Consider the following 15,519-nt stretch of genomic DNA (forward strand, 5'->3'; position numbering starts at 1 on the left):
GGTTTACCTTCAGCCTAGGTGTGGGTAGGGACGGCCTGATCCGGGAGGAGGCCCATGGGCGAGTTGTCAAGCATGATCCACCAGCGGCTCGAGCACGCGTACGCGTCGCTGCGCAGCGCCCACGCAGATGGAGACACCTACCTGGCGGACATCCGCCAGGAGGAGATCAGAGAACTGCGCCGGATCGCAGCGAATCACGACATCGGAGTCGAGCCACCCCGCTGCGACTAGGACGCCCGACCGCACGGGGGGCCTGGAGTCGCGGTTCCGGGCTCCCCGCTCGTTCTCCCAGGTCCCGGTGCCTTTCCCGACGGCCTCTTCCGACGGCCTCAGTCGCGGGCCGGGTCGAGCGGCGCCAGCAGGTCGTGCAGGGCCTCGAAGACGCCCGGACCTCCCGCGATGGCCAGCTCGGGGCTCACCGCGGCCCCGTGCAGGCCCTCCACCCGACCGCCCGCCTCCTCGACGATCAGCGCCCCGGCGGCGACGTCCCACGCCTGGACGCCGCGCTCGTAGTAGGCGTCGACACGGCCCGCCGCCAGCGAGCACAGGTCAACGCAGCAGGAACCGCCGCGCCTGATGTCGCGGACGGCCGGCAGTACCCCGGTGAGCACGCGCGCCTGGTGGGCGCGGCGCCGCGACTCGTACCCGAACCCGGTGGCGACCAGCGCCCGGTCCAGCGGGACGTCCGCGTTGACGCGCAGCTCGCGCGTCCCGGCGCCGGTGTGCAGCAGCGCCCCGCCGCCGCGCGCGGCGGTGTACAGCTCGCCCCGCCGCGGCATGTCGACCGCGCCGGCGACCGCGACGCCGTCCACTTCGGCGGCGATGCTGACCGCCCAGTCGGGCAGGTCGTAGAGGTAGTTGACGGTCCCGTCGATCGGGTCGACCACCCAGCGGACGCCGCTGCCGCCGGAGCGGGTGCCGCCCTCCTCGCCGAGGACGGCGTCGCCCGGCCGGGCGGCGAGGATCCGCTCGATGATCAGGCGTTCGGCGGCGCGGTCCATCTGGGTGACCACGTCGGTGTGGCTGCTCTTGGTCTGCACCACGTCGGGGCCGCCGGCCGGGCGCTCGTCGACCAGCATCCGGCCGGCCTCCCGCGCCGTGGCCACGGCCAGCTCCAGCAGTTCCTCGGCCAGGCTCATCGCATTCCTCAGGTTCGGTGATCGGAGCGTTCGAGCAGCAGCTCGCGGGCGAGCGCGACGAAACGCGGATCGGTGTGGGGGGTGGCGGCGCGCGTGTAGGCCAGGCCCAGCGCGGCGGCGCGGTCGGCGGCCTGGTGGTCGAGGTCGTACTTGACCTCCATGTGGTCGGACACGAAGCCCACCGGGACCACGACGACCGCCCCCACCCCCTCGGCGTGCAGCCGCTCCAGGTGGTCGCACACGTCGGGCTCCAGCCACGGCTGGGAGGGCGGGCCGCTGCGGCTCTGGTAGACCAGCGACCAGGGCGCTCCGGGCGCCGCGCGTTCGGCGACGGCCGCCGCGACCTGCTCCAGCTCGGCGACGTAGCGGGCGCGGCCCGGCTGGGCCAGCGGCACGCTGTGCGCGGTGAAGACCAGGTTCGCGCCGTGCGGGATCCTGGTCAGCGCGGACTTGGCGGCGTCGACGAACGGGTCGATGAACCCCGGGCGCAGGCAGTAGACGGGCAGCTTGTCGATGCGGGGCGCGTCCGGGACCTGCTCGCGGGCCCGCTCGATGTCCTCCACGTACTGGTCGTCGCACGAGTAGCCGCTGTAGGCGGAGGTGACGAACGCGGCGGCGTGCCGGACGCCGTCGTCCTTCATCTGGCGGACGGTGTCGGCGAGGTGCGGTTGCCAGTTGCGGTTGCCCCAGTAGACCGGCAGGTCGACGTCGTGGTCCTCGAGGTCGGCCTCGATGGCGGCCTTGAGCTCGCGGCACTGGGCGTTGATCGGGCTGACCCCGCCGAACAGGTGGTAGTGCTCGGCGACCGACTCCAGGCGCTCCCTCGGGATGCCGCGGCCACGGGTCACGTTCTCCAGGAAGGGCATCACGTCGTCCGGTCCCTCGGGGCCGCCGAAGGACACCAGGAGCAACGCGTCGTACCGAGCCGGATCCACCGGTTGAGCCTGCCTCATGCGTCCATCCAACCAGCCGCCTGGCCCGGCGGGCGCAGGGGCGGGCCGGGGCGGACCCACGGTGGACCCGCGCACGGACCGGGGCCGGATCGGGGCGGCCGGACCGGACGGCGGCGCGGGATCAGGAGAAGCGGGCGGCGTACGCCTGGGCCAGGTTGAGGACCTTCTGGACGTACCAGTCGGCGTGGTTGTAGTGCCAGACCGCCTGGTAGAGGTGCTTGCCGCCCCCGCCCGCCCCGTTGGCGCACAGGTACTTGGCGGCGCCGGGGATGGCGTCGTAGGGGTTCATGATGTCGGCCTTGCCGTCGCCGTCGCCGTCGACGCCGTAGGACTTCCACGTCGCGGGCATGAACTGCATCGGGCCGAGCGCGCCGGCGCTGGACCGGCCGGCGTTGCGGCCGTGGTCGCTCTCGACCTGCCCGATCGCGGCGAGCACCGTCCAGGACAGGCCGGGGCAGGTCGTGGCGGCCTTCTTGTACAGATCGAGGTAGCTGCCGGAGCGGGCACCGCCGCCCGCCGGGGCCTGGTACTTCTTCTCGTGCAGGTCGACCACCTTGGCGCCGCCGCCGAGGACCGTACCGACCGCCTTGGCGAGCTTGCCCGGCTCGACGCCGGGCGCGTTGACCATGACGGCCACGTTGGGGACCAGGCCGATGTCGGTGCCGGCCTTCTTGCCGACCAGCACGTCGATGCCCGGCAGCCCGAGGGGGCTGGAGCCGCCCAGCGTCAGGCGCGGCATCGTCCGGCCCACGATCGGGTACTGGAGGCCCCTGCTGAGCTGGAGCTGCTCGGCCGCGTCGGAGGAGACCACGAACTGGCCGCCGGCCAGCGCCGTCCACAACTCGGTCTTGGTCGCGGTGCCGGGCGGGGTCCACGAGCGGAAGGCGGACGGGTCGACGGCGAACGCGTTGACCTGCCGGCCCTGGAGCTGCACCGCGCCGCCCGCCACCGAGATCACGTCGCGCACCCGGCCGAGCCGGCCGAGCTTGGCGATCTTGCGCTGGTCGAGCGGCGCCGCGCCGACGGCCAGCACGTCCGGCGGCACCACCCGGCGCAGCGGGGCGACCTGGCCGTCATCGGCCACGTTGGTCACCGGGCCGCCGGGCCCGGCGGCGCCCCCGGCGGGCGGCGGGTCGGCCCGCGGGCCGGTCGATCCGCGCGGCTCGTCATCGGTGGTCAGCGCCGCGTACACGCCCCCGGTCACGTTCCCCAGGACGAGCACCGCGATACCGGCGATGAGGAGCGGGCTCGGACGGCGGCGCCGCCGTCCGGGCGCCGGGGCGGCACCGGCGGCGGGCGGTCGCGAACGCTGCTTCTTCTCCGGCTTGGGCTTCTTGGCCCGCGCCGCCCCCTCCCGTCCCGGCGGGCTCGGCGGGGTGGGCGGCGTCCGCTCCGCGGCCGGCCCGGAGGGCGGCTCGGGGGCCGGTGTGCCGGGCCCTGGGGCGCGCGGTGGTGAAGGAGGAGCCACAACCATTCCCAACGAATGTCGCTACGGATGGGTTACCCGTCTGTGCAGTTGATTCCCCCAGGTAACGTGATCATGGGTCCGAAGTCGCACGAAGAGGCCGGGAGCGGCCCGCCTCCCGGGAGCAGGGGAGGCCGGGTTGACCAGTCCGTACCGGGAGCTGCTCGGCGTTCCCGGCGCCCGGCCCTTCGTCGCTGCGGGGTTCGTCGGCCGCATGTCGATGTCCATGGTGGGGATCGGCATCGTCCTTCTCGTGTCCGCGGTTACCGGATCGTACGGTATCGCCGGCTCGGTGGCGGCGACCCTCTCGCTCTCCTACGCGGCGGGCTCGCCGCTGAGCGCCCGGTTCGCCGACCGCTACGGGCAGCGCCGGGTGCTGGTGCCGGTGGTGCTGGCCAACGCCGCGAGCTTCGCGGTGTTCATCGCCGTCGCCGAGGCCGGGCTGCCGATCTGGACGCTGTTCCCGGCCGCGGCGGCGGCCGGGCTGACCCAGGTGTCGCTGGGCGCCTGGGTGCGGGCGCGCTGGACGTACGCGCTGCGGGAGAACCCGGCCCGGCTGCACACCGCGTTCTCCTTCGAGTCGGTGGTGGACGAGTGCATCTTCGTCGCCGGGCCGGTGATCGTCACCGCGCTGTCCACCGGGGTGCACCCGATAGCGGGCCTGGCCGTGCCCGCGGCATGCACGCTGACCGGCGGCCTCGCGCTCGCCGCGCAGCGCGGCACCGAGCCGCCACCGAGGCCGCGCCGGGCGGGCGAGACCGGCGGCGTGCTGGCCGACCGGGCGCTGCTGGTGATGGCGCCGATCTTCCTGATGATGGGCCTGGTGTTCGGCGCGATCGACGTGAGCGCGGTCGCGTTCGCCGCGGAGCAGGGGCACAAGGCCCTGGCCGGCGTCCTGCTCGGCTGCTACGGGTTCGGCAGCGCCGCGGCGGCGTTCTGGTACGGGGCGCGGCACTGGCGGACCCCGCTCGCCACCCGGTTCCGGATCGGGCTGATCCTGCTGGCGGTCGCGATGGTGCCGCCGGTCCTGGTGGACGACCTGTGGCTGATGATGCCCGTGGTGCTCATCTCCGGGATGGCGATCTCGCCCACGGCGATCCCGGCGTACGGGCTGGTCGAACGGCTCGTCCCGGCGCACCGGCTCACCGAGGGGCTGGCGCTGGTGTCCACGGCGGTCGGCGCGGGCGTGGCGGCCGGGGCGTCGCTGGCGGGACGACTGGCGGACGGGTCCGGCTCGGGCACCGCCTTCCTGGTGCCGCTGGCCGGTACCGCGGTGGCCGCCGCGCTCGGACTGGCCGGTGGGCGATCGATCAGTAAACGTGAACTTTCCTCACGATCGATTGCCGAGTAGAGTCCTGCCATGTCCCCCGTGAGTACCCGAAAGTGGCAGAACTGGGCCGGGAATCAGCAGGCCACGCCGCATCGCGTCGCGACTCCCCGCACCACCGACGAGGTGGCCGCGGCCGTGCGGACCGCCGCCGCCGACGGCCTCACGGTCCGGATGACCGGCACCGGCCACTCGTTCACCGGCGCGGCCGTCGCCGAGGGCGTCCTGCTGAAGCCGGGAGGGCTGACCGCGGTCCGCTCCGTCGACACCGCCACCGGCCTGGTCACGGTCGAGGCCGGCCTCCCGCTGCACGTGCTCAACCGGACGCTCGAGGAGCACGGCCTCGCGCTGGCCAACATGGGCGACATCCAGGAGCAGACCGTCGCGGGCGCGCTCCAGACCGCCACGCACGGCACCGGCCGCGACGCCGCCGGGCTCGCCTCCCAGGTCGCCGCGCTGGAGCTGGTGCTCGCCGACGGCAGCACGGTCACCTGCTCGCCGGACGAGCGGCGCGAGCTGTTCGACGCCGCCCGCGCCGGGCTCGGCGCTCTCGGCATCGTCACCGCGATCACCTGGCGGACCGTTCCCGCCTTCCTCCTGCGCGCGCAGGAGGAGGCCATGGCCTGGGACCAGGTGCTGTCGCGGGTCGACGAGCTCGATGCCGCCAACGAGCACTTCGAGTTCTACTGGTTCCCGCACACCGAGCGCTGCCTGACCAAGCGCAACAACCGCGTCGATGGCCCCGCCCGTCCGGTGTCGCGCTTCAAGGGGTGGCTGAACGACGAGTTCCTGTCCAACTCCGTCTTCGGCGCCATCAACCAGGTGACCCACCGGCTGCCCGGCACGGTCCCGTTCATCAACGGCGTGTCCGCCAAGGCTCTCAGCGACCGCACCTACAGCGACACCTCTTACAAGGTCTTCACCAGCCCGCGGACCGTCCGGTTCAAGGAGCAGGAGTACGCGATCCCGCGCGAGCAGCTCGTGCCCGCCCTGCGGGACCTGCGCAAGCTGTACGACAAGAAGCGCTGGCGGATCAGCTTTCCCATCGAAGTGCGGCTGCTGCCCGAAGAGGACGCCTGGCTGTCGATGGCGTACGGGCGCCGCACCGCGTTCATCGCGATCCACGTCTTCCACCGCGACCCGCACGAGGAGTACTTCCAGGGGGTCGAGGAGCTGATGAACGCGATCGGCGGGCGTCCCCACTGGGGCAAGATGCACACCCGCGACGCCGCGTACCTGGAGACGGTCTACCCGCGCTTCGGCGAGTTCCGCGCGCTGCGCGACGAGCTCGACCCGGACCGCCGGTTCGCCAACCCCTACACCGAGCAGGTCTTCGGCGCCTGAACCGCATGCTCGCGCGCAGGACCCCCGAACGGCCCACGACATCGGACGCCTCCGCCAGTGGCGGAGGCGTCCGATGCGTTGAGGCCGGTACGGGCCGTCGTCGTCACGAACCGTCGCCGGTGCCCGTCCGGGGCTGCCCCTGCTGCTGGCCGGTGGGCTGCTGGCCGGTGCCGGTGCCGCCGGACGGCGCGGGCGGGGCGGGCTCGGTCGGCGTCGAGGGCTCCGTCGACGGGGTCGTGGGCTCCGTCGACGGAGTGTCGGTCGGCCGGTCGGTCGGCTGCCCGGTCTCCGGGGTGGACGGGCCGTCGCTCGGTGTTCCGGGCGCCGTGCCGCTGGGAGTCTCGCCGGGTCCGGTCTGCTCGGTGGTGGGGGTCTGCGAGGGCGTGTCCTTGGGACGGTCCTGACTGCCGCCGCCGCCGAAGACGTTGCGGACGCTGGTGCCCGTGTCGTGGTTCCGGCCGATCGGCGCCCCGGTGGTCGCCTCGTAGATGGTGATGCCACCGATCACGATCGCGAAGATCGCCGCGGACGACACCGCGAGCTTCACCCAGTGCTGCCGGGTCCATTCGGCCGTGTTCCGGAACGCGGCCCGCCACGCCTCGCCGCGCACGGCCCCGTCCACCGCCTCGTCCTCCGCCAGCGCGGCGGCGACGGCCGCGGCCGGGGAACGTTCCACGTGGGTGGCGTTCGGATCCATCCGGGTCGCGTTCGAGCCGTTGGCGTCCAGGCGGGTCGCGTTCGGGTCGCCCCCGCCCGGCAGCGGAAGATCGAACCGCGTCGCGTTCGGATCACCCCCGGCGGCGGACCTGCCGGCGGCGGGCGCATGGGAGGGGGCCTCGCCGGGCCACGCGACGGACCGGGTCGGGTCCGCGCTCGTGGCCCTGGAGGCCGCGCCCTGCGCCGCCTCCCGGCCCTCCGCCGCGGCCTGCATGTGGGTCCGCTCCTTGATCTGCTCCTTGCCCTGGTCCAGGTAGTGCTTGAAGACCGACGCGCCCGCCGTCGAGGCCACGCTCATGAAGGCGGCACCGATGATCGTCCCGTAGACCCCGAGGTAGGACGCCCCGATCGCCGCCGCCAGCGTCGCCACACCACTGGCGACGAGCTGGGTCGTACTGACATCCGGCAGCCTGCGCCGCATCAACAGAACCTCCTGTCCGACTGAACACCCCAAAATCCCCTTTACCGAAACTAACCGCCTAAGCAGGATGTTCCAGTCAACAACGTGACGCTCACTACCCGAACCGCTGGAGCCCGGCTCCCCCATCAGGCACAGTGTGGAAAAGGATCCACAAGAATGGGACAGGGCGCCCCCGGCCGGACCGCGGCGAGGGCAAGCTAGGTCAGGTGCCCTCTTCGGCCTCGTGAAGAGGGCTTCGAGAGCGGCGATGTTCGGACATGCCGGGTACGGTGCTGGCAGCAGGTGTGTCCGAAAGAGAGACTCGGGTACCCGGGGGAAGGGCACGCATGCGCCCTCGGTGGGAACCGGCGGTGGGACGGCGCGAGCACGAGTGAGGCGGGCTCGCGACCCGAAGCTCCGCCCGGCACCCTCCGTGCCGTCAGGACAGGGCAGGAAGGACACGCATGCAGGAGCTGCGCCTCGTCGCGGTCAGCGAGGACGGTACGTACCTCGTCCTGGCCACCGCGGGCCGAGGCACCCGGTTCACCCTGCCCGTCGACGACCGGCTCCGCGCCGCGGTCCGTGGGCATTTCTCCCGCCTCGGCCAGTTCGAGATCGAAGTGGAGAATCCCTTGCGCCCGAAGGAGATCCAGGCTCGCATCCGGTCCGGAGAGACCGCAGAGGAGATCGCCGAGTCGGCCGGCATCCCGGTCGAACGCGTCCGGTGGTTCGAGGGACCGGTCCTGCAAGAACGCGAGTACATGGCCCAGCAGGCGCAGCGGGTGACCGTCCGCAGACCGGGCGACTCCACCCCCGGCCCGCCGCTGGGCGAGACCGTCGAGGAGCGGCTCGGCCGCGGCGGCGTCGACCTCGACGAGGTCGAGTGGGACTCCTGGAAGTGCGAGGACAGCACCTGGCGGGTGCGCCTGTCGTTCTTCGACAACGGCCGCCCGCACGCCGCCGAGTGGGTGTTCGACCCGCGCCGCCGGCACGTGTCGCCGCTCGACGAGGTCGCCGCGCGGCTGACCGCCGTCGAGTGGGACGACGACGCCCTGTCCGACACCGTGACGCCGCTGGTGCCCCGGCGGCCGGCCATGAAGGTCGTGTCGGACGTCCGCGACCTGGGCACCGGCCGTGATCCCGGCCCCGGGCGCGGCCTCCCGGGCGAGAGCGAGCCGCCCGGCGAGCGGGCGCCCGAGCCGCTGCGCGCCGCCGAGCCGCGCGAGTACGGCATCGACCGCGGCCGGGGCGGCGCCCCGTCGCGTCCCGCCTTCCCGCAGCGGGAGAGCGAGCCGCCGCGCGAGATCCCCGTCGCCCCGCCCCGCGAGCCCGCGCCGGCCTATGAGGCCCAGGCGTCCCGCGAGACAGCGCGCGAGGCGCCGCCGGCCGCGCCGCCCGCGCGTCCGGTCCCGTTCCCGGCGCCCGCGCCGCTTCCGAAGGCGCCGGAGCGCGAGCCCGAGCCGCTGCGCGAGGAGCGTCCCGCGCCGGCCGCCGTGCCGCGTCCGGCCGCCGTCACCGAACCGCCCGCCGCGCCCGCCCCGGTGCGCCCCGCGCCGGTCGCGCCGCCCGAGCCGGTCGCCGAGGTCCCGGCGCCGGCGCCCGAGCCGCAGCCCGAGGCGGAGCCGGAACCCGCACCCGAATCCGCACCCGAGCCCGTCGAGCCGCCCGCCGCCGTGCTGGACGAGCCCGACGTCCACGAGGTGCCCGCGGAACCGGAGGCGCCGGAGCCCGAGGCGGTCGCCGAGATCGCCGAGGCGACCGCCGAAGGAGTCGCGGAGGAGGCCGAGCCCGCCGCGCGGGAGCAGGCGGCCGAGCCCGTCGAGGAGCCCGCGGCGGAAGCAGCGCCCGAGCCCGCTCCGGCACCCGCTCCGGCAGCCGAGAACACCGACGTCGAGGCCGAGCCGGTGGCGGAGCCTGAACCGGTCGCCCAGGAGGCAGAGGCCCCCGACGAGCCGGAGGTCCCGAAGCGCGAGGCCGCGAAGCGGGCGCCCGCCGCCGAGGAGCGGCCCGTTCCGGAGGAGCCCGCCGCGGCCGAGGCGAAGGCACCGGCGCCGAAGGAGCCCGCGCGGGCTCCGGCCAAGAAGAAGCCGAGCCGTCCCGCGATGCCCGCCGCCGAGACCGAGAAGCCGGTCAGCGCCCCGCCCGCCGCCGCAGCGGCGGCGGCCACCGCCGCAGACGCGCCCGCGGCGCCCCCGCGTCCGGCGCGTGGCCGGCGCAAGGCCAAGGCCAAGCGCGCCTCCGTCCCGTCCTGGGACGAGATCATGTTCGGGGCCCGCCGCCCCGACTGATCCGCCCGCGCGCCGCACCGGGCCCCGCCGCTCACCGCGCGGCGGGGCCCGCACCGTCCTCAGCCGGGTTCGGGCGGGGACTCGAGGAAGGGCGCCACCCAGCCGGGGGTGATCTTCGCCGCGAACGCGACGGCGTCCCCCTCGTCCATGTCGATCGCCGGGTAGCCGCCCTCGCCCGCGCCGACCGCCGCGAACAGGGTGGTGAGCCCGAGGCGCCGCTGGAAGAGGGTCTGGCGCAGCCGCCAGCCCACGACCGCGCCGTGCTCGACCACGACCTGGCGGCGGCGCAGCGACCCCGACCGCAGCGACAGCCGCGCCCCGTCGGTGACGTGCCCGAGCTGCCGGTACCGGTCCAGCCCGAGGGGGACGGCGAGCACCGCCAGGACCAGGCAGCAGTACGTCACCCACGGCTGCCCGGCCGCGAGCGCCAGCGCCCCCACGCCGAGCGGCGGCGCGACGGCCCGCAGCACCCGGCGGCCCCGGGCGGCGGGCGGGTGCCCGACCAGCGGGCCCGGCACCGCGCCGAACACCTGGGCCGCGAGTCCCTCGGCGACCCGGCGCGGCGCCGCCGGAAGCAGCCGGCCGCGATGCGCGGCGTCGCCCAGGCCGGTGACCAGGGCGCCGAGGCGCAGCACCCCCGCCCGCCGCTCGAACGGGTTGTCGGCCAGTTCCACCCCGCGGATGCGGCGCCGCTCCAGCGAGACGCTGCGGCGGGTGATCAGCCCGCGCTCGGCCACGATCGACCCGTCCCGCTCGTACACCGTGAAGGCCCAGTTGAACAGCGTGAACACGATCACCGAGGCCACCGGCATCGCCAGCAGGAACAGCACCGCCAGCCCGAACACCACGGAGGTCGGCAGGCCGACCAGGTCGTGCCCGAGGCCCTCGACCCGCTCCTGGGTGACCAGGCCGAGGTCGTCGCCCAGGTTGTACAGCGTTCCGATGAGGCTGCCCGCCAGGGCGAACGGGGTCAGCAGGTAGGCGCCGCTCAGCGGGGCGTACACGTACCAGGCGCGCCGCATCCGGGCCAGCCTCCGGCGGGGCGGCGCGGCGGGCTCCGCCGGACGGGCGCGGCTCAGCAGCACCCGGCGGAGCCGCTCGGCCTCCCGCCGGTGCACCGCGTTGAGCTCCCCCTCCCCGCCCTCCGCGCCCGCGTCGATGTGCACGACCGCCAGGCGCAGCAAGCGGTGCGGGAGGGACGCGCTGATGTCCACGCCGCGGATCCGCTCGCGCGGGATGGTCTTCACCGATCGTGCGACCAGCGCCCGCCTCAGCTCGATCCGGTCCTCGCGCACGACGTAGGTGAACGTCGCCCAGGTCGCGACGTGGAAGGCCAGCCCGATCCCGAGTCCCACCAGGGTGAAGTAGAACGCGGTGGACAGGCCCCCCACGACCAGCCCCGCGGCCCCCGCGGCGAGCAGCGCGATCAGCTCCCGCGCCGCGCCGACCACGAAGGTCAGCGGATGCAGCCGCAGCCCGTCCGCCCCCGCCTCGTCCGGCGGCGGAACCGGCGGCGGGAGCGGGCCCCCGGGCCGGAGCGGAGCCGACGGCGTGGGCGGAGCAGAGGGCGGGAGTGGAGCCGGAGGCGGAGCCGGTGTGCCGGGGCGCGGGGGCGGCGTTCCGGGCGGTTCTTCGGGCGGATGCCCGTCCCGTACGCTCACGTCGCGTCGTCGCGCAGGTCGTGGGCGCGGTGGGCGAGCTCGCCCGCCAGCGCGGTGGCGACGCCGGCCGGGAGGCCGGAGACCTCGGACGAGCCGGTGTGCGAGGCGGTGTTGACCTCGATCGTGGCCAGGCCCAGCATCCGTTCGATCCAGCCCTGCTCGGTGTCGACGGTCTGGATGCGGCTCACCGGCACCAGCAGCCACTCGCGACTGAACCAGCCGGTGCGGGTGTAGACGACGTCGGCGCTGACCTCCCAGCGGTGCACGCGGTAGCGCCAGACCGGCGCCACGGTCACCATGAGCAGCCCGGCGGCGCCGACCGCGACCGGGATCCACCAGACGTGGCCCGACAGCCAGCCCGGCAGGCCGCTCCAGCGGGAGTCGGCGATCCAGGCGGCGACGCCCCAGGACAGGCCGAACGCCAGGCCCCAGAGCAGCAGGTATTCGATCATCCAGTGCGCGATCGCGCGGGGCGACACCCGATTCGCGGGCGGCCGCAATCGCGGCGGGTGCGGCCTCCCGCCGTCGCTTTGGTGGCGCCGCACCGCCGTCACGTCCATGAGTCTAGATCCCCGGCGGCCTCCCCTGGTGGCCGCCGGGTGTCCGCGGCGCCCTCGGACACCACGAGAAAGGAGAAGTATCAACGAAATTGCCCTGATTTTGCCCCCAGGGCCGCCCGGCGTGTCCCGGACCACCCCATCATGGAGGCCGTCCGCCGAGGTCACACGGGAGATGTCAGCGTTCTGTCAGACCCTTGTGCGAACTTGGGCGGATCGGCCTCACGCTGCCGGCGTCCTGTCGGCGGCAGCGGATAAACCAGATGCGCGCCCACCCGGACGGCGCCTAGTTTGGCAGGCCCTTGCGGCGGAACCGCGAGACGTCCGGCAGAAGAGTCCTAGGAGATCACATGACCTACGCCATCCAGGCCGAAGGCCTGGTGAAGCGCTTCGGTGAGACCCAGGCGCTGGCCGGCGTCTCGCTCACCGCCCAGGCGGGCACCGTACTCGGCGTGCTCGGCCCCAACGGGGCCGGCAAGACCACGATGACGCGCATCCTGGCCACGCTCATCCAGCCGACCGAGGGCCGCGCCGAGGTCGGCGGGTTCGACGTGGTGAAGGAGGCGCACCAGGTCCGGCAGCTCATCGGGCTCACCGGCCAGTACGCCGGCGTCGACGAGATGCTCACCGGCACCGAGAACCTGGTGCTCATCGGCCGGCTGCTCGGGCTGCCCCGCCGCGCCGCCAAGGCCCGCGCGGCCGAGCTGCTCGAACGCTTCCAGCTCACCGAGGCGGCCGAGCGCGCCGCCAAGACCTACTCCGGCGGCATGCGCCGGCGGCTCGACCTGGCCGCGAGCCTGGTCGGGCAGCCCCAGTTCCTGTTCCTCGACGAGCCCACCACCGGGCTCGACCCGCGCAGCCGCAACGGCCTGTGGGACATCGTCCGCGGCCTGACCGACGACGGCGTCACCGTGCTGCTCACCACGCAGTACCTGGAGGAGGCCGACCGGCTCGCCGACGACATCATCGTCATCGACCGCGGCCAGGTCATCGCGCACGGCACCTCCGACCAGCTCAAGGCGCAGGTCGGCGGGCAGATCCTGGAGGTCAGCCCGGTCGACCAGGCCGACAGCGGCACCGTCGCGCGGGTCGTGCAGGACCTGGCCGAGGCCGTCCCGGAGGTCCGCGACGGCCTGGTGGCGGCGCCGATCACCGATCCGGCCATCATGACCGCCGTGGTCCGCGCCCTCGACGACGCGGGCGTCGCCGTGGGCGAGCTGTCGCTGCGCAAGTCCAGCCTGGACGAGGTCTTCTTCGCCCTCACCGGGCACCACACCGACGACATCGACGCCGAGGCCGACCAGCTCGCCAAGGCCACCGACAAGGAAGGGGCCTCGGCATGACCACCACCGCCCTCGCGCCGCCGAACCTGACCAAACGGGTCTCCCCCGCCGTGGCCTCGCGCAACATCCTGACGCTGGCCTGGCGCAACCTGGTGCAGATCAAGCACAACCCGATGGAACTGCTCGACCTGTCCATCCAGCCCATCATGTTCGTGCTGCTGTTCGCGTACGTGTTCGGGCCGGCGATGAAGGGCAGTGTCGAGGCCTACCTGCCCATCGTCATCCCGGGCATCATCGCGCAGAACGCCCTGTTCGCCGGGATGAGCACCGGGTTCGGCCTCAACTCCGACATCACCAAGGGGGTGTTCGACCGGTTCCGCAGCCTCCCGATCGCGCGCAGCGCGCCGCTGATCGGGCGGATCATCGCCGACACCGCCAAGCAGGCGTGGTCGATGGTCATCCTGCTGATCGTGGGCTTCGCGATCGGGTTCCGGGTCGAGACCAACGTGTTCGCGGTGCTGCTCTCGTTCGTCCTGCTGCTGACGTTCGCGGTGCTGTTCTCGTGGACCTCGGTCTACATCGCGATGAAGGTCAGCGAGCCGGAGAAGGTGCAGATCTTCGGCTTCGTGGTGATCTTCCCGCTGAGCTTCCTGAGCACCGCGTTCATCCAGAACACCCGGGGCATCCCCGGCTGGCTCGCCTGGATCATGGACAACAGCCCGGTGACCCAGCTCGTCGAGGCGATGCGCGGCCTGCTGGTCGGCGGGCCGGTGCTCGACCACGCCCTGATCGCGCTGGCGTGGGGGCTGGGCATCTCCCTGATCTTCGCCCCGCTCTCCCTCCGCGCGTTCAAGCAGCGCGCCTGACCGTCCCCGATTCCGGCGCCCCGTCCTCCTGCCGGGCCCGTCGATTCTCCCCAATCCCGCCAGAAAGCCTGACGCCCCGACGATCGCGGGGATCGCCGGGGCGTCAGGGGCGCACCGGGCCGGGAACCGGCCGGAGCCGTTCGGACGGGCCTCAGACGGCCCGTTCCTTCGGCTTGGCGTCGTCGAGCGCGGCGAGCTCGAAGTCGGCGCGCGGCTGCTCGACGGTGGCGAGCGAGACGGTCTCGCGCTTGAGGAACAGCGCGAGGGTCCAGTCGGCCAGCACCCGGGCCTTGCGGTTGAAGGTCGGCACCTTCGCCCCGTGGTAGCTGCGGTGCATGAACCACGCGGGCCAGCCCTTGACCTTGAACCCGTAGGTCTGGGCGACGCCCTTGTGCAGCCCGAGGCCGGCGACGGCGCCCACGTTGCCGTGCACGTACGGCTTGAGCGACTTGCCCCGCAGCGAGCGGACGATGTTGTCGGCGAGCACCTTGGACTGCCGCACCGCGTGCTGGGCGTTCGGCGGGCAGAACATGCCCTCCTGGGTCAGGTCGGGGATCGCGGCGTTGTCGCCGGCGGTGAACGCCCGGACCAGGCCCTCGATGGTGAGGTACTCGGTGCCCTTCACCCGGCCCCGCTCGTCGAGCGGCAGGTCGCCGTGCCGGACGACCGGCGACGGCTTCACCCCGGCGTTCCAGACCAGCGTGCCGGCCTCGAAGGAGCTGCCGTCGGAGAGCTCGATCACCCCGTCCACCGCGGACTGGAGGAAGGTCTTCATCTTGACCGCGATGCCGCGCCCGCGGAGCTGCTCGGCGGTCCACTTGCCCATGTCGGGACCGACCTCGGGCAGGATCCGGTCGGCCGCCTCGACCAGCGTGAAGCGCAGGTCCTGCGGCGTGACCTTGCGCATGTAGCGGGTGGCGTCGCGGGTCATGTCCTCCAGCTCGGCGACCGCCTCCACTCCGGCGAACCCGCCGCCGACGAACACGAAGGTCAGCGCCTTGCGGCGAACCTCCTCATCGTTGGTGGACTCGGCGATCTCCAACTGCTCCAGGATGTGGTTGCGCAGGTGGATGGCCTCGCCGACGGTCTTGAGGCTGATCCCGTTCTCGGCCAGGCCGGGGATCGGCAGGATGCGCGGCACCGCGCCGGCCGCCATCACCAGGTAGTCGTAGGAGATCCGCTCGGGCGGGCCGGCCAGTGGCTGGAGGATCGCCCAGCCCTCCTCGTGCTTCAGCTCGGTCACGCGGGCCTTGCGCACGGTGCACCTCGGCAGCACCCGGCGCAGCGGCACCACGACATGCCGCGGGGAGATGTTCCCGGCGGCGGCCTCGGGGAGGAACGGCTGGTACGTCATGTACGAGTTGGGATCAACAATGGTGATCTTGACCTCACCGCGCTTGAGCTCGCGTCGGAGCTTCTTTTGCAGGCGCAGTGCGGTGTACATGCCCACATAGCCGCCACCCACGATGAGGATGTGGGGAGCGCCTGGGGTCCCCTCGGCGGTCCTGGCCATTGCGGC

At 73.5% G+C, this 15,519-nt stretch carries 13 protein-coding genes; 6 read left to right on the forward strand and 7 right to left on the reverse strand.

The window, feature by feature from the left end; genetic code table 11:
• Positions 1-54 precede the first annotated feature (54 nt).
• Positions 55-231 carry a hypothetical protein gene (locus QP090_RS22910; RefSeq protein ID WP_285941182.1) on the forward strand — a complete coding sequence of 59 codons (177 nt, stop codon included), beginning with the start codon at positions 55-57 and terminating at the stop codon, positions 229-231.
• A 98-nt stretch (positions 232-329) separates the two neighbouring features.
• Here QP090_RS22910 and QP090_RS22915 read toward each other — a convergent pair whose 3' ends face one another.
• The 3 genes from QP090_RS22915 to QP090_RS22925 all read right to left on the reverse strand — a co-directional run bounded on the left by QP090_RS22915 (position 330) and on the right by QP090_RS22925 (position 3,566).
• Entirely contained in the window at positions 330-1,139 is an 810-nt protein-coding gene (locus QP090_RS22915; RefSeq protein ID WP_285941183.1) for an inositol monophosphatase family protein, read from the reverse strand.
• Positions 1,140-1,147: 8 nt separating this feature from the next.
• Positions 1,148-2,074, reverse strand: a complete 927-nt coding sequence (locus QP090_RS22920) for a ferrochelatase (RefSeq protein ID WP_285941184.1) — start codon at positions 2,072-2,074, stop codon at positions 1,148-1,150.
• A gap of 139 nt (positions 2,075-2,213) precedes the next feature.
• Positions 2,214-3,566 (reverse strand): lytic transglycosylase domain-containing protein, encoded by a 1,353-nt coding sequence (locus tag QP090_RS22925; RefSeq protein WP_285941415.1) that lies wholly within the window; start codon positions 3,564-3,566, stop codon positions 2,214-2,216.
• Positions 3,567-3,696: 130 nt separating this feature from the next.
• Here QP090_RS22925 and QP090_RS22930 point away from each other — a divergent pair, with 130 nt between their 5' ends.
• The gene (locus QP090_RS22930; protein ID WP_285941185.1) at positions 3,697-4,908 is read left to right on the forward strand and encodes an MFS transporter; all 1,212 of its coding nucleotides are present in this window, start codon (positions 3,697-3,699) and stop codon (positions 4,906-4,908) included.
• A 9-nt stretch (positions 4,909-4,917) separates the two neighbouring features.
• Positions 4,918-6,228, forward strand: a complete 1,311-nt coding sequence (locus tag QP090_RS22935) for a D-arabinono-1,4-lactone oxidase (RefSeq protein ID WP_285941186.1) — start codon at positions 4,918-4,920, stop codon at positions 6,226-6,228.
• Between the two features lie 103 nt (positions 6,229-6,331).
• On the opposite strand, the gene QP090_RS22940 is transcribed toward QP090_RS22935, so the two are convergent.
• Positions 6,332-7,366: a hypothetical protein gene (locus QP090_RS22940; RefSeq protein WP_285941187.1), complete on the reverse strand. Its 1,035-nt coding sequence runs from the start codon at positions 7,364-7,366 to the stop codon at positions 6,332-6,334.
• 443 nt (positions 7,367-7,809) lie between these two features.
• Here QP090_RS22940 and sepH point away from each other — a divergent pair, with 443 nt between their 5' ends.
• Positions 7,810-9,633 carry a septation protein SepH gene (sepH, locus tag QP090_RS22945; protein WP_285941188.1) on the forward strand — a complete coding sequence of 608 codons (1,824 nt, stop codon included), beginning with the start codon at positions 7,810-7,812 and terminating at the stop codon, positions 9,631-9,633.
• 59 nt (positions 9,634-9,692) lie between these two features.
• On the opposite strand, the gene QP090_RS22950 is transcribed toward sepH, so the two are convergent.
• A complete protein-coding gene (locus tag QP090_RS22950) occupies positions 9,693-11,294 on the reverse strand; it encodes a PH domain-containing protein (protein ID WP_285941189.1) in 1,602 nt (533 codons plus the stop codon).
• A complete protein-coding gene (locus tag QP090_RS22955) occupies positions 11,291-11,746 on the reverse strand; it encodes a PH domain-containing protein (protein WP_285941190.1) in 456 nt (151 codons plus the stop codon). The genes QP090_RS22950 and QP090_RS22955 overlap by 4 nt, the downstream gene beginning before the upstream one ends.
• Before the next feature lie 455 nt (positions 11,747-12,201).
• On the opposite strand from QP090_RS22955, the gene QP090_RS22960 reads away from it, so the two are divergent.
• Both QP090_RS22960 and QP090_RS22965 read left to right on the forward strand, forming a co-directional pair.
• A complete protein-coding gene (locus tag QP090_RS22960; RefSeq protein WP_285941191.1) occupies positions 12,202-13,194 on the forward strand; it encodes an ATP-binding cassette domain-containing protein in 993 nt (330 codons plus the stop codon).
• Entirely contained in the window at positions 13,191-14,000 is an 810-nt protein-coding gene (locus QP090_RS22965) for an ABC transporter permease (RefSeq protein ID WP_285941192.1), read from the forward strand. Before QP090_RS22960 ends, QP090_RS22965 begins: the two co-directional genes overlap by 4 nt.
• Positions 14,001-14,151: 151 nt before the next feature.
• Here the strand turns inward: QP090_RS22965 and QP090_RS22970 are convergent, their stop codons facing one another.
• On the reverse strand, positions 14,152-15,513 hold the full coding sequence (locus QP090_RS22970) for an NAD(P)/FAD-dependent oxidoreductase (RefSeq protein ID WP_285941193.1): 1,362 nt from the start codon (positions 15,511-15,513) through the stop codon (positions 14,152-14,154).
• Positions 15,514-15,519: the final 6 nt, after the last annotated feature.

The sequence above is a fragment of the Actinomadura xylanilytica genome (assembly GCF_030283145.1).
Taxonomy (GTDB): Bacteria; Actinomycetota; Actinomycetes; order Streptosporangiales; family Streptosporangiaceae; genus Spirillospora; species Spirillospora xylanilytica.

Excerpts from the sequence above, each read along its gene's own strand:
- QP090_RS22970 (WP_285941193.1), bottom strand. The coding sequence starts at position 15,513 with ATGGCCAGGACCGCCGAGGGGACCCCAGGCGCTCCCCACATCCTCATC.
- QP090_RS22960 (WP_285941191.1), top strand. The coding sequence starts at position 12,202 with ATGACCTACGCCATCCAGGCCGAAGGCCTGGTGAAGCGCTTCGGTGAG.
- QP090_RS22925 (WP_285941415.1), bottom strand. The coding sequence starts at position 3,566 with ATGGTTGTGGCTCCTCCTTCACCACCGCGCGCCCCAGGGCCCGGCACA.
- QP090_RS22915 (WP_285941183.1), bottom strand. The coding sequence starts at position 1,139 with ATGAGCCTGGCCGAGGAACTGCTGGAGCTGGCCGTGGCCACGGCGCGG.
- QP090_RS22955 (WP_285941190.1), bottom strand. The coding sequence starts at position 11,746 with ATGATCGAATACCTGCTGCTCTGGGGCCTGGCGTTCGGCCTGTCCTGG.
- QP090_RS22935 (WP_285941186.1), top strand. The coding sequence starts at position 4,918 with ATGTCCCCCGTGAGTACCCGAAAGTGGCAGAACTGGGCCGGGAATCAG.
- QP090_RS22910 (WP_285941182.1), top strand. The coding sequence starts at position 55 with ATGGGCGAGTTGTCAAGCATGATCCACCAGCGGCTCGAGCACGCGTAC.
- sepH (WP_285941188.1), top strand. The coding sequence starts at position 7,810 with ATGCAGGAGCTGCGCCTCGTCGCGGTCAGCGAGGACGGTACGTACCTC.
- QP090_RS22940 (WP_285941187.1), bottom strand. The coding sequence starts at position 7,366 with ATGCGGCGCAGGCTGCCGGATGTCAGTACGACCCAGCTCGTCGCCAGT.
- QP090_RS22965 (WP_285941192.1), top strand. The coding sequence starts at position 13,191 with ATGACCACCACCGCCCTCGCGCCGCCGAACCTGACCAAACGGGTCTCC.